Genomic DNA, 25,515 nt, shown 5'->3' on the forward strand with positions numbered 1-25,515 from the left:
GGTTCGCCCCGGCTTCATCCCCGAGCCGGCTCCGTCCCGCACCTTTCCAGGAGGCCTGGTGTCCGTTCTACTCGAGCAGCCCGCAAGCCTGGTCGCCTACCGCCCGAACAAGCCGACGGCCATGGTCGTCGTGGCCGACCCGCGCGTCCGTTCCACCGTCACCCGCCACCTGTGGGCACTCGGGGTCCGCGACGTGATCGAGGCGTCGTCCATCGCGGAGGCTCGTCCCCGCGTCGGCAACCCGCGTGACATCTGCGTTGCCGACGTCCACCTGCCCGACGGTTCCGGGCTGACCCTGCTGTCCGAGACCCGCGCCGCGGGCTGGCCCAACGGCCTCGCGCTCTCCGCCGCCGACGACATCGGCGCCGTGCGCAACGCACTCGCAGGCGGGGTCAAGGGCTATGTGGTCACCGGCACTCGCACCAACATCGGACACCCCACCCGTCCCGGCGCCTCCCCCCTCGGCGCCGCGGCCGGGCGTATGCACCGCCGCCCCCCGGGTGCCCCGAGCCACCCGGGCGGCTACCGCGAACTGTCCGGACGGGAGGTCGAGGTGCTGCGCCTGGTCGCCGAAGGCCAGTCCAACAAGGCGATCGGCGTCTCGATGGGCCTGTCCGCACTGACCGTCAAGAGCCACCTCGCCCGCATCGCACGCAAACTCGGCACGGGCGACCGCGCCGGAATGGTCGCCGTGGCGCTGCGCACCGGCATCATCCACTGACCGCCGTACCGATCTTCCGCGCCCGTCGACGGAACGTTCCGTCGACGGGCGCGTTCCGTTCACAGATACCCTTGACACGTGACCGACGCCCAAGAGACCGCAGCAGAGACAGCACTGCGAACCACCGGGGGCGCTCCCCTGGACGACGTCGAACCGGCGCCGATCCCTTTGCTGGAGCCCCGTGAAGGCATTCCGCCGGTGGTCGCGGACGACCTTGCCCTCGCCGAGGTGATCGCCGCCTTCGCGGCGGGCACCGGCCCCGTCGCCGTCGACGCCGAGCGCGCCTCCGGTTACCGGTACGGCCAGCGGGCCTACCTCGTACAGCTGCGCCGCGAAGGCGCGGGTACGGCGCTCATCGACCCGGTCGGCTGTCCCGACCTGTCCGGGCTCGGCGAGGCGCTGGCCGGTACGGAGTGGATCCTGCACGCGGCCACCCAGGACCTGCCGTGCCTGCGTGAAATAGGCATGCTTCCCACCAGCCTGTTCGACACCGAGCTGGCGGGCCGGCTCGCGGGGTTCCCCCGGGTCGGACTCGGCGCGATGGTCGAGGGCGTGCTCGGCTACGCCCTGGAGAAGGGCCACTCGGCGGTCGACTGGTCCACCCGCCCGCTTCCGGAGCCCTGGCTGCGCTACGCCGCGCTCGACGTGGAACTGCTGGTCGATCTGCGGGACGCGCTGGAGAAGGAGCTGGACCGGCAGGGCAAGCTCGAATGGGCCCTCCAGGAGTTCGACGCGATCGTCTCTGCCCCGCCCGCTCCCCCGCGCAAGGACCCGTGGCGCCGCACGTCCGGGATGCACAAGGTGCGCCGTCGCCGTCAGATGGCCGTCGTACGGGAACTGTGGACAGCGCGCGACACGATCGCGCAGCGGCGTGACGTGTCACCCGGCAAGGTGCTCGGCGACGCAGCGATCGTGGAGGCCGCGCTCGCCGTGCCCGCGAACGTGCATGCGCTGACAGCACTGCCCGGCTTCGGGCACCGGATGGGTCGGCGCCAGCTGGAGCAGTGGCAGGCGGCGGTCGACCGGGCGAGGGAACTGCCCGAGTCGGAGCTGCCGCAGCCCGGCCCGCCGCTGAACGGCCCGCCGCCGCCGCGCGCCTGGGCCGACAAGGACCCGGCGGCCGCGGCACGGCTGTCGGCGGCGCGGGCGGCGGTCTCGGCGCTCGCGGAGGAGCTGAACCTGCCGCAGGAGAACCTGATGACTCCGGACACGGTCCGCCGGGTGTGCTGGGAGCCGCCTGCGGAGTCCTCGGTCGCTGCGGTGTCGGACACGCTGTCCGGTCTCGGAGCCCGCCCCTGGCAGATCGGGCTGGTGGCACCTCTGCTGGCGACCGCGCTGACGGCGCAGCCGGCCTGATCCGTGCGTGACACATCCCGCCTGGTGCGCGACGCCCGGCACGCACTCCCCCGGAGCTTCGCCCGGGGGTAGCCCCGGCTGCGTCGCCGGTGTCATCCGAGTGCATCCAGTACGAGGATGATCTCCCCCGGCCTCCGGCCGGGCTTTACCCTCCACCGCCTTGCGATGGCACGCACCGGACGCCGCGCCGCCCGCCCTGCGGGCGGGCGGCGCCCTGTGCCGGACACGGCCTGGCCGGGGGGCGCGCCCGCTGCGGCGGGCAGTCTCCCCGCACCCGTCCGTGTGACGTTCGCCGCTCCCGCCACGAGGGGTGGGCAACCTGGTTACCCACAAGTAGCATGAGGGCAGCAAGCGCGCGCTTAGCCGCGTGCAACGCAGCAGTGCCACCCCGCACCCTGGAGGAGAGCCATCGTGCCTCGTACCGTCAGGGACGTCGTCTTCGTCGACGGCGTCCGCACCCCGTTCGGCAAGGCGGGCCCGAAGGGCATCTACCACGAGACCCGCGCCGACGACCTCGTCGTGAAGGCGATCCGGGAGCTGCTGCGCCGCAACCCGGGTCTCGACCCCGCCAAGATCGACGAGGTCGCCATCGCCGCGACCACCCAGATCGGTGACCAGGGCCTGACCCTCGGCCGCACCGCGGGCATCCTCGCCGGTCTGCCGCAGTCCGTTCCCGGCTACTCCATCGACCGCATGTGCGCCGGTGCTCTGACCGCCGTCACCTCGGTCGCCGGTTCGATCGCCTTCGGTGCGTACGACGCCGTGATCGCCGGTGGTGTCGAGCACATGGGCCGTCACCCCATGGGTGAGGGCGTCGACCCGAACCCGCGCTTCGTGTCGGAGAAGCTCGTCGACGAGTCCGCCCTCTTCATGGGTATGACCGCCGAGAACCTGCACGACCGCTACCCGCAGATCACGAAGCAGCGCACCGACGAGTACGCCGTGCGCTCGCAGGAGAAGGCCGCCAAGGCGTACGCCAACGGCAAGATCCAGCAGGACCTGGTGCCGGTCTCCGTCCGCCGCACCAACCCCGAGGCCGGGGAGACCGGCTGGGGCCTGGTCACCGCCGACGAGCCGATGCGCCCGGGCACCACGCTGGAGTCCCTCGCGGGTCTGAAGACGCCGTTCCGTGTGCACGGCCGCGTCACCGCGGGCAACGCCGCCGGTCTCAACGACGGTGCCACCGCGTCGATCATCGCCTCCGAGGACTTCGCCCGGGAGAACAACCTCCCGGTCAAGATGCGCCTGGTCTCGTACGCCTTCGCCGGCGTCGAGCCCGAGGTGATGGGCTACGGCCCGATCCCCTCGACCGAGAAGGCCCTCGCGCAGGCGGGCCTCACGATCGAGGACATCAACCTCTTCGAGATCAACGAGGCCTTCGCCGTGCAGGTGCTGGCCTTCCTCGACCACTACGGCATCGCCGACGACGACCCGCGCGTCAACCAGTACGGTGGCGCCATCGCCTACGGCCACCCGCTGGCCTCCTCGGGTGTGCGTCTGATGACGCAGCTGGCCCGCCAGTTCGAGGAGCAGCCGGAGGTCCGCTACGGCCTCACCACGATGTGCGTCGGCTTCGGCATGGGCGCCACCGTGATCTGGGAGAACCCGCACTTCGACGGAGGCAACAAGTGAGCACCACCGCTGAGCTCCTGAAGGGCGCGGCCGAGCTGTTCCCGGACGAGGTCGTCACGCAGGCGCACGTGCGCCACCTCGACCTTCCCGGCGGCGCGGGCACCTTCGCCCTCATCACGCTGGACAACGGCTTCGACCACACCAAGCCGACCACCTTCGGCCCCCAGTCACTGGCGAACCTGAACGCCGCCATCGACCAGGTCGAGAAGGAGGCCGTCGAGGGTGCGATCGTCGGCGCCGGTGTCACCGGAAAGCCGTTCATCTTCGCGGTCGGCGCCGACCTCAAGGGCGTGGAGCTGCTCAAGCAGCACTCCGACGCGCTGGCCATCGGCAAGGGCGGCCACGAGGTCTTCAAGCGCCTCGCGTCCCTCGCCGTCCCGACCTTCGCGTACTACAACGGCGCGGCCATGGGCGGCGGTGTCGAGGTCGGTCTGCACTGCACCTACCGGACCGTCTCGAAGGCCCTGCCGGCCTTCTCGCTGCCGGAGGTCTTCCTGGGCCTCGTCCCGGGCTGGGGCGGCTGCACGATCCTGCCGAACCTGATCGGCGCGGACCGCGCGGTCTCGGTGATCATCGAGAACTCGCTCAACCAGAACAAGCAGCTCAAGGGCCGGCAGGTCTTCGACCTCGGGATCGCCGACGCGATCTTCGAGGGTGCGGACTTCCTGGAGCAGTCGCTGATCTGGACGGCGTCCGTCCTCAAGGGCGAGACCGCTGTCGAGCGCACCGAGATCGACCGTGGTGAGGCCTGGGACCAGGCCGTGGCCCGCGGCCGGTTCATCGCCGACTCCAAGGTGCACGGCGCTGCCCCGGCCGCGTACCGCGCCCTCGACATCATCGAGGCGTCCAAGGACGGAGACCTGCAGAAGGGCTTCGACGCCGAGGACGTGGCGCTCGCCGACCTGATCATGGGCGGCGAACTGCGCTCCGGCATCTACGCCTTCAACCTGGTGCAGAAGCGCGGCAAGCGCCCCGCGGGTGCCCCGGACAAGTCGCTGGCCCGCCCGGTCACCAAGGTCGGCGTCGTCGGCGCCGGTCTGATGGCCTCCCAGCTGGCCCTGCTCTTCCTGCGCCGCCTCGAGGTGCCGGTCGTGCTGACCGACATCGACCAGGAGCGTGTCGACAAGGGTGTGGGCTACGTCCACGCCGAGATCGAGAAGCTGCTGGGCAAGGGCCGGATCAACCAGGACAAGGCCAACCGCCTGAAGGCCCTGGTCTCCGGTGTGCTCGACAAGGCCGAGGGCTTCGCGGACGCGGACTTCATCATCGAGGCCGTGTTCGAGGAGATGTCCGTCAAGCAGAAGGTGTTCGCGGAGGTCGAGGCCGTCGCTCCGGCGCACGCGATCCTCGCCACCAACACCTCCTCGCTGTCGGTCTCGGAGATGGCCTCCAAGCTCCAGCACCCGGAGCGTGTGGTCGGCTTCCACTTCTTCAACCCGGTCGCGATCCTGCCGCTGCTGGAGATCGTCCGCGGTGAGAAGACGGACGACGCCTCCCTCGCCACCGCCTTCGGTGTCGCGAAGAAGCTGAAGAAGACCGCGGTCCTCACCAAGGACGCCCCGGCGTTCGTCGTGAACCGGATCCTGACCCGCTTCATGGGCGAGATCCAGAACGTCATCGACGAGGGCACCCCGGTGGCCACCGCCGAGAAGGCCATCGAGCCGCTCGGTCTGCCGATGTCGCCGCTGGTGCTGCTCGAGCTGGTCGGCCCGGCCATCGGCCTGCATGTCTCCGAGACCCTCAACCGCGCCTTCCCGGAGCGCTTCAAGGTCTCCGAGAACCTGGCCGCGGTCGTCAAGGCCGGCAAGCGCGGCTTCTACGTCTACGACTCGGGCAAGCCCGAGCTGGACCCGGAGGTCGCCGCCCTCCTCAAGCAGGGCGATGTCGTCCTGACGGAGGAGCAGGTCCGCGCCCGCGTCCTGGACGCGGTCGCGCAGGAGATCGGTCTGATGCTTCAGGAAGGTGTCGTGGCCGAGGCCCAGGACATCGACCTCTGCCTGATCACGGGCGCCGGCTGGCCCTTCCACCTGGGCGGCATCACGCCGTACCTGGACCGTGAGGGTGTCTCGGAGCGCGTGAACGGCAAGCCGTTCCTGGCTCAGGGCGTCGCGAGCGTCCCGGCGTAACGCCGACAGCACGAAGCACGGGCCGTACGGGAGGAGTTCCCGTACGGCCCGTGCTCTTTCGCGCCCCTTCGTCCCGGCGGGCCGACCGGGGCCGCCGACCGCGGTCAGCGGCCCCGGCGAAGCAACTGTCCTGCGGCTGTACGGCATAAGTGACCGTCACGCAGAAGACGACCGCTCGGACTCTCGGCCGGCCCGGTCCACCCCGAAGACCTCGACGACGTGCTCGCCTTCGTTCCAGGACCAGCCGGATTCCCAGGCCCAACCGCCGTCGGACGCCACATCGCTCGACCCGAGGCTCGTGCCGCCTTCAGCGAACCCCACGCGCACAGCGCCCGGGGCGAACCCATGAGCCGACGACCGGCCCCGGCACCTGCCGGCCACGTACGATCACTGCGTCGCTGCCCTGCTCGGTACAGGCACGCCCGGAGAAGGCCGTGCCACCGGCCCCGGCCGTTCGTCCGCGTGGCAGCAGCCCCCACTCCAATGGCCGTTCACGGTGACGCGATGACACCTGCCCGACCGGGCTCAGCACGAAGGTTGGACCATGGCTAACGAAGGCGGCCGCAGGAAGCGGACCGGCTCCGCGAAGCGGCCCGTTCTGCGGATCATCCTCGGAACGCTGCTCGTACTCGTCCTTGCCTCGGCAGGGACCGGCTACTGGCTCTACAGCAGCCTCGACAACAACATCGAGTCGTTCGACATCGACGACGCCGTCAACGGCGAGCGTCCCGAGAAGCTCGCCACCGGAGCCAAGGACATCCTCGTGCTCGGCTCCGACTCGCGCTCGAGGGGCAACAAGGACCTTGCCGGCGGCAACGTGGGCGGCACCGCGCGTTCCGACACCGCCCTGGTCGTCCACGTACCCGAGGGCCGGCAGAAGGCCGTGGCCGTCAGCATTCCGCGCGACACTCTGGTGACTCGGCCCGAGTGCACCGGGAAGAACGGCTCCACACTTCCCTCCGCCAAGCGGGTGATGTTCAATTCCGTCTACACCAGCGCCGGTCCGGCTTGTGTGATCAAGACCGTGGAGAAGATGTCCGGGGTCCGGATCGATCACTATATGGAGATCGACTTCTCCGGCTTCAAGGACCTGGTCGACGCGATCGGCGGCGTGACCGTCGAGGTGGACCAGCCGATACAGGACAAGGAATCCGGTCTCGACCTCACGGCCGGGGCCCACAAGCTCAACGGCACCCAGTCGCTGGCCTTCGTCCGGACGCGGCACGGGATCGGCGACGGCAGCGACCTCGGCCGGATCGGTCTGCAGCAGCAGTTCATGCTGGCGCTGCTCAACGAGGTGAAAGCGCAGGACCTGCTGGGCAGTCCCGCCAAGTCGTTCACGATCGCGGACTCGCTCACCAGGTCCTTGACCACCGACTCCGGCCTGGACTCGCTCACCAAGCTCGCGGAATTCGCGCGCAGCATGCAGGGCGTCGACCCCGCTTCGATGGAGACGATCATGCTGCCGGTCAGGTACGACACGGCGGACCCGAACCGCGTCGTGGCTGCCGAGCCGCAGGCCGGCCAGCTGTGGAAGGCGATCCGCGACGACGCGGACATTCCGGCCGCCGCAAAGGAATCTCCGGCGACCGGCGGCTGACCCCGCATCGAGCGGGCGTCGGCGGCCGCCGGCCCCGCTGTGCCAGGCTCGCTTCCATGGACACTCTGCTCGTCGCCGACGGCGCCGACGTCGTGGGTTCCGTGCTGGGGGCACCGCCCACGCCGAAGGCTGTGGGGGAGGGTGGTGGCAGGACCGGCGCGGGGCGGCGGAGCGGCTGCGGGACACGCTCGCGGACCGCGGCACCGAAGCCGTGCCGGGGCCGGTGGAGATCGTGCTCGTCGTCGAAGGGGCCGCCAGCGGGGTGGAGCCTGTGCCGGGAGTCCGAGTGGAGTCGGCGCCGGGCAGCGGCGACGATCTGATCGTTGAACCGGCGGCAGGGGCGGCCCGATCGGGCCGCCCCTGCGTCGTGGTCACCGCGGACCGGGAGCTCAGGCTCCGGGTCCAGGCGTACGGGGCCCGCTGCCTGGGGCCTCGCTCGGTGCGGCGGCCGGGCTAGAACGTGGCGTCCTTGCCCAGCTTGCCCAGCCGGCTGTGGGAGCGCCCGTAGAGGAAGTACACGACGACGCCGATCAGCATCCAGACGCCGAACCGGAGCCAGGTCTCGGTCGGCAGGTTGAGCATGAGCCAGAGCGACGCCGCGATCGACAGGATCGGGACCACCGGCACCCAGGGGGTGCGGAAGGCGCGGTGCAGGTCGGGCCGGGTGCGGCGGAGGACGATGACGCCGAGCGCCACGACGACGAAGGCGAAGAGAGTTCCGATGTTCACCAGTTCCGCGAGCTTCTCGAGGCTGGTGAAGCCCGCGATGACGGCGATCACCACGCCGAGCACAACGGTCGCCCGATAGGGCGTGCGGAACTTCGGGTGGGTGATGGAGAAGAAGCGCGGCAGCAGTCCGTCACGGCTCATCGCGAAGAACACGCGGGTCTGGCCGAGCAGAAGGATCATGGAGACGGTGATGAGGCCGACGGCGGCGCCGAGGCTGATGGCACCCGCGAAGAAGGGCTGGTCCACGGACTTGAAGGCTTCGGCGAGCGGGGCGGTCGCCGACATCTCCTTGTAGTACTGCATACCGGTGACCACCAGCGTCACGGCCACGTAGAGCACCGTGCAGATGAGCAGCGAGCCGAGGATGCCGCGCGGCATGTCGCGCTGAGGGTTGCGGGTCTCTTCGGCGGCGGTGGCCACGACGTCGAAGCCGATGAAGGCGAAGAAGACGAGAGAGGCCGCGGTGAAGATGCCCATGACGCCGAAGTTGGTGGGCTCGAATCCGAAGAGCACTTGGACCAGCGGCGCGTGGAGGCCACTGCCGGCGGGCTGCGGCTCGGCCGAGGGAACGAACGGGGAGTAGTTGTCGGCCTTGATGAAGAACAGGCCCGCGATGATGACCATCAGCACGACGGTGACCTTGATGGCGACCACGATCGCGGTGATCCGGGCCGAGAGCTTCGTCCCGACGACCAGGATGGCGGTCAGCACCAGGACGAGCAGGAATGCCAGCAGGTCGAAGTGTCCTCCCTCGTCGGGCCCGGACAGCGCGACGGGCATGTCCCAGCCCAGGTTGGTGCTCATGAGGTGGCGCACGTACCCGGACCAGCCGACCGCCACCACGGCGGTGCCGAGAGCGAATTCGAGGACCAGGTCCCAGCCGATGATCCAGGCGGGCAGTTCCCCGATCGAGGCGTAGGAGAAGGTGTACGCCGAGCCGGCCACCGGCACCGTGGACGCGAACTCGGCGTAGCAGAGCGCCGCGAGGGCACAGACGATGCCCGCGGCCACGAAGGAGAGGGCGGTGGCGGGTCCGGCGTTGTTCCGGGCCGCGATGCCGGTGAGCACGAAGATGCCGGTACCGATGATGACGCCGACGCCGAAGACCGTCAGATCCCATGCGGACAGGGACTTCTTCAGCGCGTGCTCGGGCTCCTCCGTGTCGCGGATGGACTGCTCCACAGTCTTGGTGCGGAACACCCCGGTGCTCTGGGGGGGCTTTTGGTCTGTGCTCACCGGCGTACCTCCGTAGCCATGGCCGTATACCCATGATCGAGAGGGGTGCTGGACCTCGCGCGCCCTCCCGATGCGTTTCACACGAAAGGGCCGGTCGGAAACCCCGAGGGGTGCTCCGACCGGCCCAATGTGTACGCCGGATGGGGGAGGTCAGTCCCGGGCGGGCTCCACGGCCTCGCTCTCGAGACGGCCGTCGAGCTTTGCCACCAGGCCGGTGACCTGGCGCGCGATGTCCGGGGCGGTCAGCCCGATCTCCGCCATGACCTCCTTGCGCGAGGCGTGGTCCAGGAAGCGCGGTGGAATGCCGAAGTCGCGCAGCGGCAGGTCGATGCCCGCGTCGCGCAGTGCCTGGGCGATCGCCGAGCCGACACCGCCGACCCGGCTGTTGTCCTCGACGGTGACGACCACGCGGTGCTGCTCGGCGAGCGGCGCGAGCGCCTCGTCGACCGGCTTGACCCAGCGGGGGTCGACCACGGTCGCCGAGATGCCCTGGGCGTCCAGCAGATCGGCGATCTCCAGGCACATGGGGGCCAGGGCTCCGACAGAGACGAGCAGCACATCCGGCCGGTCCGTGTCCGGACGGCGCAGGACGTCCATGCCGCCGGCCTTGCCCACGGCCTTGACGGCCGGGCCGACCGCACCCTTGGAGAAGCGCACCACGGTCGGCGCGTCGTCGATCTCCACGGCCTCGCGCAGCTGGGCGCGCACCTGGTCGGCGTCGCGCGGGGCGGCGATGCGCAGGCCCGGGACGACCTGAAGGATCGACATGTCCCACATGCCGTTGTGCGAGGCGCCGTCGGTACCGGTGACACCGGCCCGGTCGAGGACGAACGTGACACCGCACTTGTGCAGCGCCACGTCCATGAGGACCTGGTCGAAGGCGCGGTTGAGGAAGGTGGCGTACACGGCGAAGACGGGGTGCAGACCGCCGGTCGCCAGACCCGCGGCCGAGACCGCGCCGTGCTGCTCGGCGATGCCGACGTCGTACACCCGGTCGGGGAAGGCCTTGGCGAACTTGTCGAGGCCGACCGGCTGGAGCATCGCGGCCGTGATGGCGACGACGTCCTCGCGCTCCCGGCCGAGCTTGACCATCTCCTCGCCGAAGACCGAGGTCCAGTCGAGGCCGGAGCTCGCGATCGGCAGACCGGTGTCCGGGTGGATCTTGCCGACGGCGTGGAAGCGGTCCGCCTCGTCCAGGAGGGCGGGCTGGTAGCCGCGGCCCTTCTCGGTGAGGCAGTGCACGATCACGGGCCCGCCGAAGCGCTTGGCGCGGGCGAGGGCGGACTCGAGGGCGGCGATGTCGTGGCCGTCGATGGGGCCGACGTACTTCAGGCCGAGGTCCTCGAACATGCCCTGCGGGGCGATGAAGTCCTTGAGACCCTTCTTTGCGCCGTGCAGGGTCTCGTAGAGCGGCTTTCCGACGACCGGGGTGCGCTCCAGGATGTCCTTGCCGCGGGCCAGGAACCGCTCGTAGCCGTCGGTGGTGCGCAGCGTGGCCAGGTGGTTGGCGAGGCCGCCGATCGTCGGGGCGTAGGAGCGCTCGTTGTCGTTGACGACGATGACCAGCGGGCGGTCCTTGGCGGCCGCGATGTTGTTCAGCGCCTCCCAGGCCATACCGCCGGTGAGGGCACCGTCACCGATGACGGCGACGACATGGTCGTCCTTCTTCAGCACCTCGTTGGCCTTGGCGAGGCCGTCGGCCCAGCCCAGCACGGTGGAGGCATGGGAGTTCTCGATGATGTCGTGCTCGGACTCGGCCTGCGAGGGGTAGCCGGAGAGGCCACCCTTCATCTTGAGCCTGGAGAAGTCCTGACGGCCCGTGAGCAGCTTGTGCACATAGCTCTGGTGGCCGGTGTCCCACAGGACCTTGTCCTTCGGCGAGTCGAAGACACGGTGCAGGGCGATGGTCAGCTCGACCACGCCGAGGTTGGGGCCGAGGTGGCCGCCGGTCTTGGAGACGGCGTCCACCAGGAAGGCGCGGATTTCTGCGGCCAGCTGCTCCAACTGCTCCGGGCCGAGCCGGTCCAGGTCGCGCGGTCCCTTCATACGGGAAAGCAGTGCCACCCGTGCCTCCTTGCTTCGAGCTGCATTCGAGTTGATCGAGCTTGCCGATTGCCCGAGTCTAATATTCCGGTCGCGATCTTGGTCATCGGGCTGCGCGTTCTGTGTCACGCCTGTGGCACAGAACGCGGCAGTGCCCGGCACCGCACATGCGGTGCCGGGCACTGAGCGGTCGTGTCAGGCGCGACCTGCGGTCTTCTGCGTCTTGCGGGTGACCGAGTCGATCACGACCGTCGCCAGCAGAACACCACCGGTGATCATGTACTGGATCGGGGTCGCGATACCCTCCAGCGCCAGGCCGTACTGGATCGAGACGATCACCATGACGCCGAGCAGGGCGTTCCAGGTGCGGCCCCGGCCACCGAAGAGGCTGGTGCCGCCGATGACGGCCGCGGCGATGACGTTCATGAGGAGGTCACCGGCGCCGGCGCTCTGGTTGGCCGCCGCGATCTTGGAGGCCCAGAAGAGGCCGCCGACCGCCGCGAAGAACCCTGCCAGGGCGAAGACGGAGATACGGATCGCCGCGACGTTGATACCCGCACGGCGCGATGCCTCGACACTGCCGCCGAGCGCGAAGATCTTGCGGCCGTAGGCAGTGCGGCGGAGCACGAAGTCCGTGATCACCAGAACCGCCAGGAACAGCACCAGGGCGAGCGGCAGCCCCTTGTACTGGTTGAACATGGCCGCCGCGGCGAAGGCGATCACACCGAGCACGACCGTGCGCAGCACGATGTCGGACAGCGGCCGGGACGGGATGCCGGCGGCCGCACGGCGGCGGTTGTCGAAGTAGGAGGAGAGGAAGAAGCCGGCCACGGCGACCGCGGCGAGGCCGTAGGCGGCCGCCACGTCCGTGAAGTAGTACGTGGTCAGCTGGCCGACCACGCCCTCGCTGTCCAGGTTGATGGTGCCGTTCTCACCGAGGAGCTGGAGCATGAAGCCCAGCCAGAACAGCAGACCGGCCAGGGTGACGGCGAACGCAGGAGCGCCGATCCTGGCGAAGAAGAAGCCGTGGACGGCCCCGATGGCCGCGCCGCTCACCAGGGCGACCAGCACTGCCAGCCACTCGTTCATCCCGTGGGTGACGCTCAGGACCGCGACGATCGCGCCAGAGACACCACTGACCGAACCGACCGACAGGTCGATCTCGCCGAGCAGCAGCACGAAGATGATGCCGACGGCCATCATGCCGGTGGCGACCATCGTGACCGCGATGTTGCTGAGGTTCTGCGCGGAGAGGAACTGCGAATTCAGGCTCTGGAAGATGGCGGCGATGATGATGAGGCCGATGACGACCGGGATCGAGCCGAGGTCACCGGCGTGCAGCTTCCGCTTGAACTCGGAAACGTAACCGGCCAGGCCCTGCTCGCGCACCAGGAGCCGGGGGTCCACCGCGGTGACCGCGTCGTGGGCTGCTTCCGGGTTCACCACCTGGTGAGCCTCGCCGACGGGGGTGGAGGTCTTTTCGGTGCTCACTTCTGAACCTCCGAGGTGCGCGCCGCACGACGGGTCACGGCGTTGTCCGTGGCACCGGTGATGGCGGAGATGATCTCTTCCTGCGAGGTGGACTTGACGTCGAAGACGCCGTTGTTCCGGCCGAGCCGCAGCACCGCCACCTTGTCGGCCACGGCCTTCACATCGGCCATGTTGTGGCTGATGAGGATGACGGCGTGGCCACGCTCGCGCAGCCGCTCCACGAGGTCGAGCACCTGTGCGGTCTGCTCGACGCCGAGGGCGGCGGTGGGCTCGTCCAGGATGACGAGCTGGGGCTCACCGAGCATCGAGCGCGCGATGGCCACGGTCTGACGCTGACCGCCGGAGAGCGAGGCGATCGGAATACGGACGCTGGGGATCCGGATCGACAGCGTCTTGAGGAGTTCAAGGGCGCGGCGCTCCATCTCGACCTCGTTCAGGACCCCGCGGCTGCGGAGCTCCCGGCCCAGGTAGAGATTGCCTACGACGTCGATGTTGTCGCACAGCGCGAGGTCCTGGTAGACGGTCGCGATGCCCAGGTTCTGGGCGTCGTGCGGCCTGTTGATCGATACGGACCTGCCCTCCCACTCGATGACGCCCTCATCGATGGGATGCACGCCGGCGATCGTCTTGACCAGCGTGGACTTTCCGGCGCCGTTGTCGCCGACCAGGGCGACCACCTCACCGGCGTGGACCTCAAGCTCTACGTCGGTGAGCGCCTGGACGGCACCGAACCGCTTGGAGACCCCGCGCAACGCCAACACGGGCGTAGCGGACACGTGAACCATCTCCTTCGCCGCCTGACCGGCGGGGATGCCGCGCCGGGGGAAGGCGCGGAGGCTGAGCAGCTAACAAGTGTTGCCTTCCGGTGCCCCGCCCCTCAGCGGGGACAGAGGGAGGGACGGAGCACCGGAAGGTTTCTGCGGAACCCTGAGGTCCCGGACAGAGCCTCGGCACCCGGGGGACCCGGGTGCCTCGGCGAGCGGCCTTACTTCAGGCCGAGCTGGTCACAGGCGGCCTTGAACTTCGGGGTGCAGATCTCGGCGACCGTGTAGACGCCGTCCTTGACGACAGTGTCGTTGATGTTGTCCTTGGTCAGCGAGACGACCGGGACGAGAACCGAGGGGACGTCCTTGGTGGTCGGGCTCGAGACCTTCTGCTTGGCGATGGAGTCGAGCGACTCGCCCTTGGCGAGCGCCACGGCCATCTCGGCGGCGGCAGCGGCCTCCGGCGCGTACGGCTTGTAAACGCTCATGAACTGCTCACCGGCGACGATGCGCTGCACACCCGCGAGCTCGGCGTCCTGGCCGGTGACCGGCGGGAGCTTGTCGAAGCCGGCGGCCTTCAGGGCGGTGATGATGCCGCCCGCCATGCCGTCGTTGGCGGAGTAGACGCCGACGATCTTGTCCTTGCCGAGGGCCGAGATCGCCGCCTCCATGTTGGCGTTGGCGTTCTCCGGCTTCCACTCCTTGGTGTCGTACTCCTTGCCGACCGTCACCTTGCCGTCGAGCTCGGCCTTCGCGCCCTTCTTGAACAGCGCGGCGTTCGGGTCGGTGATCGCGCCGTTCATCATCACGATCTGGCCGTCCTTGGCCTTGTCGCCCAGGGCCTCGACCAGGGCCTTGCCCTGAACGTGGCCGACCTCTTCGTTGTCGAAGGAGGTGTAGGCGTCGATCGGGCCCTCCGCGAGGCGGTCGAAGGCCACGACCGGGATGTCGGCCTCCTTCGCCTTCTTGACGGCGCCGGCGATCGCCTTGGAGTCCACGGCGTCCACGATCAGGGCGTCGACCTTGTTGGTGATCATGGTGTCGACCTGCTGCGTCTGCAGCGTGGCGTCCTGCTTGGCGTTGGCGTAGACGAGCTTCGCCTTGCCGTTCGTGAGCTCGCTGATCTTCTCCTCGATGAGCGGCTTGTCGAACTTCTCGTAACGAGCGGTCTGGTTCTCCGGAAGAAGCAGGCCGATCGTGATGTCGTCGCCCTTCTTCGCGGCCGGCTCGTCGGTCTTGTCGCCCGACTCCTTGGCGCTGCCACAGGCGGCCAGCGATACGGCCATCGCAGAGGCGGCGACAGCAACAGCGGCACGACGCAGATGTGCGTTCACGATGAGAAACCTCCCTGACGAGGCCGCGTCGCTGCGGCCGAGGTGGCTCGAAGTCAACTCGGCCCCGTCGTCAGCGTCAAGCAGTAAATCCTTAACGAGATGACAACGGTGCCATTCGTTATCTAAGTGAAGGCGGGCGCACTGGTCGGCAGGGAGCTGTCCAGAAGGGTCGAATCGCCTATTTCGCTGAGCACCAGGGCGAGGGCGCCCAGCACCTCGGCCCGTCCGCCGAGGGCCCCGGGAGCCACCGAGAGCTGCCGCGCCGCGCTGGGGATGGCGTAGCGGGAGACCGACTCCCGGATCGGCCCCAGTACCAACTCTCCAGCTTCCGCCAGATCACCCCCGAGTACCACTCGGCTGGGGTTGAGCAGGTTGCACAGGTTCGCCACGCCGGAGCCGATGTGGCGGCCCACGTCGGCCACCACACGGCGGCAGCCGAAGTCGCCCTCGCGGGCCAGCTGCACCACCCGCTCCATGGTCAGCTCGGCCCCGTGACTGGACTCCAGCAGCGGCAGTACGTACCGGGCGGCCGCGAAGGTCTCCAGGCAGCCACGGTTGCCGCAGCGGCAGACCGGACCCGACTCGTCGAGGGTGATATGGCCGATCTCGCCGGCCGTGCCGCCCGGTCCCCGGTAGATCTGCCCGTCGATGACAAGACCGGCGCCGACGCCGCTGGCGACCTTGATGTAGGCGAGGTCCTTGACCCCCCGCCCGCTGCCCCACACCAGCTCGCCGAGTGCGCCGAGGTTGGCGTCGTTGTCGACGTACACGGGCACTCCCAGGCGGCCCGACAGCTCCTCGCTCGGATTGATGCCGGTCCACCCCGGCAGGATCGCGGTGGACCCGAGCGTGCCCGACTCCACATCGATGGGGCCCGGTACGCCGAGCCCCACACCGATCACCTTGTCCAGGCCGATCCCGGTGGCCTCGATCAGCCGGTTGACGAGCGCTTCCGCCCGGTCGAAGCCCTCGGCGGACGAGGCGTCCACGTCCAGCGGCTCGGATTCCTCGGCGAGCACCTGGTGGGCGAGGTTGCCGATGGCGACGCGCAGATGGGTGTGGCCGAAGTCGACCCCTATCACGATGCCCGCGTCACCGCTGAGCGAGACGCTGCGGGCCCGTCGGCCGCCCGCCGAGGTCGGCGTCACCTCGACCGTGCCGCCATCCTTCAGCTCACGAACGATGTTGGAGACCGTCGCCGCGGAGAGGCCGGTGCTTCTCGCGATCTCGGCCTGCGTGAGCGAGCCGGCCAGGCGCACGGCGCGCACGACCCGCTCGAGGTTGGCCCGGTGCAGAGATGTCTGCGACCCCGGAGTCTCCATCGACTCATCCACTCCTGCCCCCGGTGGGCGGCACGACGACCGCCCCCGGTCGGGGTCACCGCAACGGAACCCCGACGTTTCTCCAACTTGTGAACTCTTAGCTCAACTCTTGGGGGCCTGTCGCGTCAAGACCTTGAGCATCCCGACCACAACGGCCGAGCCCCGCCCGACATGCGTCGAACGGGGCCCGGCCGGGGCTGTGCGGCGTCTGGGGCGCCTGTGATCGTTACTTGAGCGTTCCCGCGGTGAGACCCGATTGGACCTGTCGCTGGAAGGTGAGATAGACGACGACCACGGGAAGGATCGCGATGGTCATGCCCGCGAAGATCACGGGCAGGTCGCCCGCATAGCCCTGCTGCTGGCTGAGCAGCACCAGGCCCTGCGTCAGCATCGAGCGGTCGGGGTCGAAGCCGCTCTGCTGCTGCATGAGCACCAGCGGAAGGATGTACTGGTTCCACTGGCCGAGCAGGTTGAAGATGCCGACGCTGATCAGACCGGGCTTGGCCATCGGCAGCATCACCTGGAAGAAGATCCGGGTGTGCGAGGCGCCGTCGATCACCGCCGCCTCGTGGATCGCGGTCGGCAGCGTCCGGAAGAACGCGTGCATGAAGAAGACCGTGAACGGCATGGAGTAGGCGACGTAGACCAGGATCAGTCCCTGGTACGTGTTGAGCATGCCGAGCTGTTTGATGAGGAAGTACAGCGGGATGAGCCCCAGGTACACCGGGAACATCGCGCCGGCGATGAAGAAGTAGTAGATGAGGCGGTTGCCCCAGAACTGGTAGCGGGCCAGCACATAAGCACCCATAGCGCCCAGGAGCATCGTCAGCGGCACGGAGAAGACCAGCACGATGACGGTGTTGAGGAAGTACGAGCCGATGTGGCCCTTGGTCCAGGCCCGCGAGAAGGCGTCGAAGTTCCAGTTGGAGGGCCAGGACCAGGAGCTGGCGCCGATCTCCGCGTCGGTCTTGAAGGAGCCGAGCAGAATCCAGATCAGCGGCAGGATGATCATCACGGCCCACAGGATGAGGAAGCCGTGCGAGAAGACGTTGAGGACCCTGCCCTCACTGTCGCGGCTGCGCGCGCCGCCGGCCTCCTTGCCTGAGCCGCGCTGGACCGGGACGGCGTCCTTGGTCACGCCGTCGATGGTGGGTGTTGTGGACATCTCGTGCTTCCCCGCTCAGTACTCGATACGCTCGCGGCGGCTGATCCGCAGCGTGACGACGGACAGGATCAGCGTGAGGAGAAGGATCACCACGCCCATGGCGCAGGCGTAGCCGCTCTTGCCGAACGCCAGGAAGTTGCGCATGAGGTAGGTGGCCATCACCTCACTGCTGTGGTCGGGCCCGCCGCCGTAGCTGCTGCCCGGTGTCATCACCGAGATGAGCGCGAAGCAGTCCATGGCCAGGATCGCGAGATAGACCCAGGCGGTCTGCACCGTGTCCCACAGCAGGGGCAGCGTCACCTTGAAGAAGGTCTGCGAGCGGCCGGCGCCGTCGAGCAGCGCCGCCTCGTAGATCTCCTTCGGGATCGACTGCATGGCGGCCGAGAACAGGACGAGGTAGAAGCCCACGCCCCACCACAGGAGCACGAAGGCGACGCACCACAGGACGAGGTTCGGGGAATTGAGCCACTCGACGGGGTGCTCGGCGTCGGAGATGCCGAGCTTGATCAGCGTGCCGTTGATGAGGCCGGCGACATCGCCGCGGTAGACCGCCCGCCACAGGATGGCCAGGATGACCACCGACAGGACGTGCGGGAGGAAGAAGACGACCTTGTAGAGGCCGGAGCCCCGTACGCCCCGGATACCGGCCGCACCACCCCGCCCGCCCACATTCACCATGAAGGCGAAGAAGAGGGCGAGCAGGATGGTGGCCAGGGGCAGGCTCACCAGGATCAGGAAGTTGTTCCACAGCGCCTGGAGGAAGACGCTGTCGGAGAACAGCTCCGCGTAGTTGTCGAGACCGACGAACTCCATCTGCGAGGACTGGCCACGCCAGTTGGTGAAGGAGTATCCGAACGTCTGGACGTACGGCCAGATCATGAAGATCAGATACAGGCCGAGCGGACCGATCAGGAAGCCGGCGACGAACCGGTTCTTGCCCTTGTGCATGAAACTCTGCCCCTGGTCAGTGCGAGAACGGGCCTACGGACGCTTGTTGTTCTTGCTGGCCGGGTCCTTGGCGGCCTTGTCGACCGCCGCCTGGGCCCGCTTGAGCCATTCCTTCGGCTGGATGCGCTTGGCCATCAGCTCGGCGGACGCGTTGCGGATGGTCTCGTCCATCTCGCTGTACCAGTTGACGTAGTAGTAGTCGAAGGTGTTCTCACCGGCCGCCGCGACCGCGTCGACGGCGGACTTGGTACCGGGCCGCAGCTGGACCGAGGTGTCCACGCCGTCCTTGACGATGGTCAGCGAGTTCGCCTGCTGGGCGAAGATCGTCGACCACTCCTTGGACAGCATCCGGCGGAGGAATTCGAGACCGCCCGCCTTGTTCTTCGCCTTCTCGGGGACGATGAACGGCTCGCCGGCACCAGCCCGGATCGCCTCGAAGGGCAGCTTGCTGTCGGGCAGCAGCGGCATCGGCAGGAACTTCATGTCGAAGTCCGCGGGCGTCTGCTTCAGCTGCTCGTTCTCCAGCCAGGAGCCCGAGGGGATGAAGACGGCCTTGCCCTTGTTCCAGGCGGTCTGCGACTCGATGTGGTCGAGTGAGTTGGTGCCCGGGAGCAGCAGGCCCTTGTCGACGATCTCGTAGATCGCCTCGATGGAAGCCTGCGCCGAGTCGCTGCCCACGAAGGCCTTCGGGTCGAGGTTGTCGATCGCCTTCATCGCGTCCAGACCGCCGGTCTTGGCGATCAGGTCCATGATCATGACGTTGATGTAGTACGGGTGCTTGCCCTGGTGGGCGAGGCCGCCGACGCCGTCCTTCTTGGCCTCCTTCATGATGGTGAGGAAGGCGTCCCAGGTCTTCGGCACCTCCCAGCCCTTGTCCTTGAAGAGCTTGCCCGAGTACCACACACCCCAGACGGTGTAGATGTAGTTCAGCGAGTACATCTTCTCGTCGAAGTTGCCCTTTTCGGCGGTGCCGGGGATCAGGATGTCCCGGACCTTCTTCGACGGGTCGTCGAAGGACGGGGCGTCGAGCAGCTCCTCGAGGCTGGCGAGCTGGCCGTCCTTGTAGAGGGTGTCGAGCTTGATCTGCTGGGCGCCGGAGTTGTCGATGACGTCCGGCGGGTTGCCGCCGACGAAGCGGGGCTGGAGCTTGCCGGTGATCTCCTGGGTGCCCAGGTGGGAGATCTTGCCGCCCCAGGCCGTCTTGTACTTCTTCTCCCACTCGATCGCGTACTGGTCGCCGAAGCCGCCCTTGAAGATGACGACGTCAAGGGTGCCGCCCTTGGCGACTCCGAACGGGTTGTCCTTCGTCACCTCACCCTTCTGCTTGGACTGGTCGTCACCGCTGCTGCTGCTGGCGCAGGCGGACAGGAAACTCATCGTCGGCACGGCGATCAGGCCGAGTGCGGCGGACCGCTTGATCAGGTCTCGGCGGCCGAAACCCTCACTGTTGTCGTGGGCGGAGGTGGATCCCATGCTCAAGTCCTCGCCTTCTCCAGGACTCAGGCGGTGTACCGGTCGCCCGTTCTTGGTCGCCTCAGGCGAAGGGCCCCGCCACCGCGGTCAGTTGCTGTGTATTCCCGGGGGGAAACTCAGTGAAGCTCGGGTCGTGCACGGCTGCCGGCGGGCAACGGAGTCTGGTGCGATCGGCGATGCGCACGCTGCGCACGCCCGTCGCCCCTAGGGCCCTTGCCAGTTGGAACAGCTATCCGGACGCCGACAGGTATAGTCCACTTCACGTCAACTGGGCAAGATCGAAAACAAGGTTGGCCGGCAGTCTTTCCCGAGTTGAGACCTCGCGGATACATGAGCACTTTGCGCACCCTTATGACCACTGCATTCTTCGCGGATGGGCCGAAACGGACCGCCTCGCTCCGTCAACACTCTTGACACCGTATGTCACTTGCCCCCGTACTAGTGGCTGCACTTCACCGATGACAACGTTGTCCATGGCGACCTTCCCCTGGAGGAAAGACCGGGATGCAGCCCAGAACCAGAGCCCGGCAGAGAAACTTTCACGCGGTCACCCTGGCGGTGACCGCTTCTCTGCTCGTGTTGACGACCCCCTCGGCCGCTGTAGCACTGCCCCCGCAGTCCGGACAATCCCCGGCCGCCGGCCTGGAATTCAGGTCATCCTTCGAATCGGACGAACCGCAGCCGGACTGGCGCAATACCGTTGATGTCGGCACCGACGGAAGGAAGCGGTCGTCCGGTGTCGATGGCGGCTTCTCCAGCGGAATACCGGGCAATGTCACCGACAAGGTGATCGAACTGCGCGCCAGCGACGAGAACACCGGCGGGGGTGAGACGAAGGAGAACCTGGTCGATCTGCTGCCGAGCAGCAAATGGCTGGGGTTCCGGCCCACCGCCTGGATCGAGTTCGACACCGACACACCGGTCAAGGTGGCCACCTACGCCCTCACGTCCGCCAACGACTTCGCCTCCCGCGACCCCAGGGACTGGACGCTCAAGGGCTCGGTCGACGGCAAGGAGTGGGTGGTGCTGGACTCGCGCACCGGCGAGACGTTCGCCGAGCGCTTCCAGACCAGGACCTTCGACATCGGCGCTCCGTCCGAGGTGCAGGCGTACGGGCACTACCGGCTGGAGATCACCAGGAACAACGGGGCGTCCGACGCCACCCAGTTGGCCGACGTCCAGTTGTCCAACGGCGACACCAGCACCCCGGTCCCCGACGACATGCGCAGCCAGGTCGACCGCGGCCCCAGCGGCTCCCCCACCGCCAAGGCCAATGCCGGGTTCACCGGCACGCGGGCGCTGAAGTACGCCGGCACGCACAAGGCCGACGGCCGGGCGTATTCGTACAACAAGATCTTTGACATCGATGTCACGGTGCGCCGCGACACCGAACTGTCGTACAAGATCTTCCCCTCCATGGCCGAAACCGATCTGAACTACCCGGCCACCAACGTGTCGGTGGACCTCGCCTTCAACGATGGCACCTATCTGAGTGATCTTCGTGCGGTCGACTCGCACGGCGGCCTGCTGACCCCCACCGGACAGGGCGCCGCGAAGCGGATGTACGTCAATCAGTGGAACAGTGTCGCGGCCGGCATCGGCACGGTCGCGGCCGGCAAGACCGTCGACCGGGTGCTGGTGGCATACGACTCCCCCAAGGGCCCGGCGAAGTTCCAGGGCTGGGTCGACGACATCACCCTCGCGCCCAAGGCTCCCGAGAAGCGGCTCGCCCACCTCTCGGACTACGCCTCGACGACCCGTGGCACCAACTCCAGCGGTTCGTTCTCCCGCGGCAACAACTTCCCCGCCACCGCCGTCCCGCACGGCTTCAACTTCTGGACGCCGGTGACCAATGCCGGGTCACGCAGCTGGCTGTACGAGTACTCCCGCGGCAACAACGCGGACAATCTGCCGACCGTGCAGGCCTTCAGCACCAGCCATGAGCCGAGCCCGTGGATGGGCGACCGGCAGACCTTCCAGGTGATGCCGTCGGCGGCGGCCGGCACGCCGGACACCTCGCGCACGGCCCGGGCGCTGCCCTTCCGTCACGAGAACGAGACGGCCCGTCCGCACTACTACGGCGTGACGTTCGAGAACGGGGTCAAGGCCGAGATGGCTCCGGCCGACCATGCGGCGATGATGCGCTTCACCTATCCCGCGGGCGACGCGAGCGTCATCCTCGACAACGTCACGAAGGAGGCCGGGCTCACCCTCGACCCGGACACCCGCTCCTTCACCGCCTTCTCGGACGTCAAGAGCGGTCTGTCCACGGGCGCCACCCGGCTGTTCGTGTACGGCGTCTTCGACGCGCCGGTGACCGACTCGGCGTCCGAAGGCGTCACCGGCCGGCTCCGCTTCGACGCGGGCGAGGACCGCAGCGTCAATCTGCGTATCGCCACCTCGCTCATCAGCATCGACCAGGCGAAGAAGAACCTGGCCGACGAGATCCCGGCGGGCACCCGCTTCGAGCGGGTGCGCGGCAAGGCGCAGGACGCCTGGGACGGTCTGCTGGGCAAGGTGGAGGTCGAGGGCGCGACCCGCGACCAGCTCACCACGCTCTACTCCAGCCTGTACCGGCTGTACCTGTACCCGAACTCCGGCTTCGAGAACACCGGCACCAAGGCGCGCCCGAAGCACCAGTACGCGAGCCCGTTCTCGCCGATGACCGGTCCCGACACGCCGACCCGTACCGGCGCGAAGATCGTCGACGGCAAGGTGTACGTCAACAACGGTTTCTGGGACACGTATCGCACGACCTGGCCCGCGTACTCCTTCCTCACCCCGAAGAAGGCGGGCGAGCTGGTGGACGGCTTCGTCCAGCAGTACAAGGACGGCGGCTGGATCTCGCGCTGGTCGTCGCCCGGCTATGCCGATCTGATGACCGGTACCAGCTCGGACGTGGCCTTCGCCGACGCTTATGTCAAGGGCGTGAAGTTCGACGCCGAGGCGGCATACGAGGCGGCGCTGAAGAACGCGACCGTGGTGCCCCCGTCCCCGGGCGTCGGCCGCAAGGGCATGGAGACCTCTCCGTTCCTCGGCTACGCCTCCACCGAGACGCATGAGGGTCTGTCCTGGTCGCTGGAGGGTTACCTCAACGACTACGGGCTGGCGAAGATGGGCCAGGCGCTCCACTCGAAGACCGGGAAGGACCGCTACAAGGAGGAGTCGCAGTACTTCCTCGACCGGGCCCGAAACTACGTCACCCTCTTCGACACGAAGGCCGGCTTCTTCCAGGGCCGCAACCTCAAGGGCGACTGGCGGGTCGAGAGCGGCAAGTTCGACCCGCGGGTGTGGGGCTACGACTACACCGAGACCAACGGCTGGGGATACGCCTTCACCGCTCCGCAGGACAGCCGCGGTCTGGCGAATCTGTACGGCGGCCGCTCCGGTCTCGGCGAGAAGCTCGACACCTACTTCTCCACGCCCGAGACGGCCTCCCCGGAGTTCGTCGGCTCGTACGGCTCCGTCATCCATGAGATGACCGAGGCGCGTGATGTGCGGATGGGTATGTACGGGCACTCCAACCAGGTCGCCCACCACGCCACCTACATGTACAACGCGGCCTCGCAGCCGTGGAAGACGCAGCAGAAGGTGCGCGAGGTGCTCTCCCGCCTCTACACCGGCAGCGAGATCGGGCAGGGTTACCACGGCGACGAGGACAACGGCGAGCAGTCGGCCTGGTACCTCTTCTCCGCGCTCGGCTTCTACCCGCTGGTGATGGGCAGCGGCGAGTACGCGATCGGCTCACCCCTGTTCACCAAGGCGACCGTGCACCTGGAGAACGGCCGCGACCTCGTCGTCAAGGCCCCGAAGAACAGCGCGAAGAACATCTACGTGCAGGGTCTGAAGGTGGGCGGCAAACCATGGACGTCCACGGCGCTGCCGCACAGCCTGATCGCCAAGGGCGGCACGCTGGAGTTCGCGATGGGGCCGAAGCCGTCGGCCTGGGGCACGGGGAAGAACGCCGCACCGGTCTCCATCACCCAGGACGACAAGGCGCCCACGCCGCGGCATGACGTGATCACGGGTGACGGCGCGCTGTTCGACAACTCCTCCGGCACCTCCGCACCGGTCGGGTCGGTGGAGCTGCCGGTGAAGCAGGCGACGCGGGCGGTGCAGTACACGCTCACCTCGTCGGCCAAGGACAAGGCCCCGGCCGGCTGGGTGTTGCAGGGTTCCGCCGACGGCGAGGAGTGGACCGACCTGGACCGGCGATCGGGCGAGTCGTTCGCCTGGGACCGGCAGACCAGGGTCTTCACGGTCGACAGGCCCCGCTCGTACCAGCACTACCGGCTGGTGCTCACGGGCGAGGCGACGCTCGCGGAGATCGAACTGATCTCCTGAGCGGTCCGGACAGGACGGGCGGGAGGGCCATGGCACCGGGCCCTCCCGCCCGCACGCAGTGTCAGCTCTCCGCGGCCGGCCCGCCGCTCCCCCGTACCTGCCCGAACCAGCTCTGGCCTGCCTGTACGTGACCCGCCGGATCCCGTGCCGGGGACCCGCCCCGGTGGCGTACCGGGTGACCTTCGATGCGCCGCAGTACGACTGCGACGGGGGCGGGCCATATCGCACGGCCCGGACATGGGCCCGGTGTCCGTGCCCTGAAACGGCCTCTGTTGCGAGGTCATGCGAAGGCCGTCCGCACGGCTCGCCCACCCGGGCCAGGCGATTATCCGACCTCGGCGGGGGCCGTGCGTGCCTCGTCCGCCCGCGCCGCCCGCTGTGAAACTCTCCCGCCATGCCTCAAAACGACGCCTACGGCGCATGGTTCTACGCAAGTCAGCAGGACGGTTCGGTGCGCTCCGCCGAACGCGTCCTCCCCGTCGTCCTCGATCTTGTCCAGCCCTCCAGCGTTGTCGACCTCGGCTGCGGTACCGGCGCCTGGCTCGCCACCGCACTGCGGCTCGGAGTCGACACGGTCCTCGGGGTGGACGGCCCATGGGTCACCCAGGAGACCCTGCACATCCCGTACGACAGCTTCCTGTCCCACGACCTCTCGCAACCCCTGGACGTCAAGGAGCTGCGCCCCGACGGGCCCGGCAGCCGGTTCGGGCTCGCCATGTCCCTGGAAGCGGCGGAGCACCTCGACGCCGACCGCGCCGACTCTCTCATCGCCAATCTGTGCGCCCTCTCCGAGTGCGTGCTGTTCTCCGCCGCCATCCCCGGTCAGACAGGCAGCGACCACCGCAACGAGCAGTGGCCGCCCTACTGGCGGGCCCGGTTCGAGCGGCAGGGCCACCAGCTCGTCGACTGCCTGCGCAGCCGCCTGTGGGCGGACCCGGAGATCGAACCCTGGTACGCGCAGAACGCCTACCTCTACGTCAGCACGGAACGGCTGGCCGCCGACGAACGGCTGCGTGAGGCTGCGTCGGAGAACGACCAGATTCCACTCACCGCCGTCCACCCCGGGGTCCTGGCCCTCTTCTCCAAGCCCTACGCGCCGCCGGACCCGGAGCCGATCCGGCGGCAGGCGGCGCCGATGTAGCCGAGGGAAGCGATCACTTCACGAACACGGGCCGCGGTGTGGGAGTCCACATCCGCCCTGGTGTTGAGGACCCGGGAGACCGTGGTCTTG

17 protein-coding genes and 2 pseudogenes are annotated in these 25,515 nt (G+C 68.3%); 8 read left to right on the forward strand and 11 right to left on the reverse strand.

What is annotated here, in order from left to right; translation table 11 throughout:
* Positions 1 to 58: 58 nt before the first annotated feature.
* From ABZ208_RS34100 to ABZ208_RS34115, 4 genes are all read left to right on the forward strand, one after another.
* Positions 59 to 721: a response regulator transcription factor gene (locus ABZ208_RS34100; RefSeq protein ID WP_328395063.1), complete on the forward strand. Its 663-nt coding sequence runs from the start codon at positions 59 to 61 to the stop codon at positions 719 to 721.
* 78 nt (positions 722 to 799) lie between these two features.
* Positions 800 to 2,077 carry a ribonuclease D gene (locus ABZ208_RS34105; RefSeq protein ID WP_356913318.1) on the forward strand — a complete coding sequence of 426 codons (1,278 nt, stop codon included), beginning with the start codon at positions 800 to 802 and terminating at the stop codon, positions 2,075 to 2,077.
* A 411-nt stretch (positions 2,078 to 2,488) separates the two neighbouring features.
* The gene (locus ABZ208_RS34110; RefSeq protein WP_356913319.1) at positions 2,489 to 3,709 is read left to right on the forward strand and encodes an acetyl-CoA C-acyltransferase; all 1,221 of its coding nucleotides are present in this window, start codon (positions 2,489 to 2,491) and stop codon (positions 3,707 to 3,709) included.
* A complete protein-coding gene (locus tag ABZ208_RS34115; RefSeq protein ID WP_356913320.1) occupies positions 3,706 to 5,835 on the forward strand; it encodes a 3-hydroxyacyl-CoA dehydrogenase NAD-binding domain-containing protein in 2,130 nt (709 codons plus the stop codon). Before ABZ208_RS34110 ends, ABZ208_RS34115 begins: the two co-directional genes overlap by 4 nt.
* Before the next feature lie 156 nt (positions 5,836 to 5,991).
* Here ABZ208_RS34115 and ABZ208_RS34120 read toward each other — a convergent pair whose 3' ends face one another.
* Positions 5,992 to 6,156, reverse strand: coding sequence for a hypothetical protein (locus ABZ208_RS34120; protein WP_356913321.1), 165 nt, complete (start codon positions 6,154 to 6,156; stop codon positions 5,992 to 5,994).
* A 223-nt stretch (positions 6,157 to 6,379) separates the two neighbouring features.
* Here ABZ208_RS34120 and ABZ208_RS34125 point away from each other — a divergent pair, with 223 nt between their 5' ends.
* The gene (locus tag ABZ208_RS34125; protein WP_356913322.1) at positions 6,380 to 7,435 is read left to right on the forward strand and encodes an LCP family protein; all 1,056 of its coding nucleotides are present in this window, start codon (positions 6,380 to 6,382) and stop codon (positions 7,433 to 7,435) included.
* Between the two features lie 56 nt (positions 7,436 to 7,491).
* A pseudogene (locus ABZ208_RS34130) lies at positions 7,492 to 7,892 on the forward strand (NTP pyrophosphohydrolase).
* On the opposite strand, the gene ABZ208_RS34135 reads toward ABZ208_RS34130, so the two are convergent.
* From ABZ208_RS34135 to ngcE, 9 genes are all read right to left on the reverse strand, one after another.
* The gene (locus tag ABZ208_RS34135) at positions 7,889 to 9,400 is read right to left on the reverse strand and encodes an amino acid permease (RefSeq protein WP_356913323.1); all 1,512 of its coding nucleotides are present in this window, start codon (positions 9,398 to 9,400) and stop codon (positions 7,889 to 7,891) included. The pseudogene ABZ208_RS34130 and the gene ABZ208_RS34135 sit on opposite strands and share 4 nt — an antisense overlap.
* 150 nt (positions 9,401 to 9,550) lie before the next feature.
* Positions 9,551 to 11,464 (reverse strand): 1-deoxy-D-xylulose-5-phosphate synthase, encoded by a 1,914-nt coding sequence (dxs, locus tag ABZ208_RS34140; RefSeq protein WP_356913324.1) that lies wholly within the window; start codon positions 11,462 to 11,464, stop codon positions 9,551 to 9,553.
* A 174-nt stretch (positions 11,465 to 11,638) separates the two neighbouring features.
* Positions 11,639 to 12,934, reverse strand: coding sequence for a sugar ABC transporter permease (locus tag ABZ208_RS34145; RefSeq protein ID WP_356913325.1), 1,296 nt, complete (start codon positions 12,932 to 12,934; stop codon positions 11,639 to 11,641).
* A complete protein-coding gene (locus ABZ208_RS34150) occupies positions 12,931 to 13,719 on the reverse strand; it encodes an ATP-binding cassette domain-containing protein (RefSeq protein WP_356913326.1) in 789 nt (262 codons plus the stop codon). Before ABZ208_RS34150 ends, ABZ208_RS34145 begins: the two co-directional genes overlap by 4 nt.
* Before the next feature lie 200 nt (positions 13,720 to 13,919).
* Entirely contained in the window at positions 13,920 to 15,032 is a 1,113-nt protein-coding gene (locus tag ABZ208_RS34155; RefSeq protein ID WP_356913327.1) for a substrate-binding domain-containing protein, read from the reverse strand.
* Between the two features lie 122 nt (positions 15,033 to 15,154).
* Positions 15,155 to 16,354: an ROK family transcriptional regulator gene (locus ABZ208_RS34160; RefSeq protein WP_356913328.1), complete on the reverse strand. Its 1,200-nt coding sequence runs from the start codon at positions 16,352 to 16,354 to the stop codon at positions 15,155 to 15,157.
* A 226-nt stretch (positions 16,355 to 16,580) separates the two neighbouring features.
* Positions 16,581 to 17,519, reverse strand: coding sequence for a carbohydrate ABC transporter permease (locus tag ABZ208_RS34165; protein ID WP_356913329.1), 939 nt, complete (start codon positions 17,517 to 17,519; stop codon positions 16,581 to 16,583).
* Positions 17,520 to 17,534: 15 nt separating this feature from the next.
* Positions 17,535 to 18,467, reverse strand: a complete 933-nt coding sequence (locus tag ABZ208_RS34170) for a sugar ABC transporter permease (RefSeq protein WP_328395091.1) — start codon at positions 18,465 to 18,467, stop codon at positions 17,535 to 17,537.
* Positions 18,468 to 18,500: 33 nt separating this feature from the next.
* Positions 18,501 to 19,940, reverse strand: a complete 1,440-nt coding sequence (ngcE, locus tag ABZ208_RS34175; protein WP_356913330.1) for an N-acetylglucosamine/diacetylchitobiose ABC transporter substrate-binding protein — start codon at positions 19,938 to 19,940, stop codon at positions 18,501 to 18,503.
* Positions 19,941 to 20,444: 504 nt separating this feature from the next.
* Here ngcE and ABZ208_RS34180 point away from each other — a divergent pair.
* Entirely contained in the window at positions 20,445 to 24,284 is a 3,840-nt protein-coding gene (locus ABZ208_RS34180) for a GH92 family glycosyl hydrolase (RefSeq protein WP_356913331.1), read from the forward strand.
* A gap of 394 nt (positions 24,285 to 24,678) precedes the next feature.
* Complete coding sequence (locus tag ABZ208_RS34185) at positions 24,679 to 25,425, forward strand: methyltransferase domain-containing protein (RefSeq protein ID WP_356913332.1); 747 nt, start codon at positions 24,679 to 24,681, stop codon at positions 25,423 to 25,425.
* On the opposite strand, the pseudogene ABZ208_RS34190 reads toward ABZ208_RS34185, so the two are convergent.
* A pseudogene (locus tag ABZ208_RS34190) lies at positions 25,377 to 25,515 on the reverse strand (LacI family DNA-binding transcriptional regulator); the annotation flags it as partial. The gene ABZ208_RS34185 and the pseudogene ABZ208_RS34190 sit on opposite strands and share 49 nt — an antisense overlap.

Source organism: Streptomyces sp. NPDC006208 (assembly GCF_040613775.1).
Taxonomy (GTDB): Bacteria; Actinomycetota; Actinomycetes; order Streptomycetales; family Streptomycetaceae; genus Streptomyces.

What these genes read in the sequence shown, in the direction of transcription:
- ABZ208_RS34125 (WP_356913322.1), top strand. Translation starts at nt 6,380, where the DNA reads ATGGCTAACGAAGGCGGCCGCAGGAAGCGGACCGGCTCCGCGAAGCGG.
- ABZ208_RS34150 (WP_356913326.1), bottom strand. Translation starts at nt 13,719, where the DNA reads ATGGTTCACGTGTCCGCTACGCCCGTGTTGGCGTTGCGCGGGGTCTCC.
- ABZ208_RS34160 (WP_356913328.1), bottom strand. Translation starts at nt 16,354, where the DNA reads ATGGAGACTCCGGGGTCGCAGACATCTCTGCACCGGGCCAACCTCGAG.
- ABZ208_RS34165 (WP_356913329.1), bottom strand. Translation starts at nt 17,519, where the DNA reads ATGTCCACAACACCCACCATCGACGGCGTGACCAAGGACGCCGTCCCG.
- ABZ208_RS34170 (WP_328395091.1), bottom strand. Translation starts at nt 18,467, where the DNA reads ATGCACAAGGGCAAGAACCGGTTCGTCGCCGGCTTCCTGATCGGTCCG.
- ngcE (WP_356913330.1), bottom strand. Translation starts at nt 19,940, where the DNA reads ATGGGATCCACCTCCGCCCACGACAACAGTGAGGGTTTCGGCCGCCGA.
- ABZ208_RS34180 (WP_356913331.1), top strand. Translation starts at nt 20,445, where the DNA reads ATGCAGCCCAGAACCAGAGCCCGGCAGAGAAACTTTCACGCGGTCACC.
- ABZ208_RS34185 (WP_356913332.1), top strand. Translation starts at nt 24,679, where the DNA reads ATGCCTCAAAACGACGCCTACGGCGCATGGTTCTACGCAAGTCAGCAG.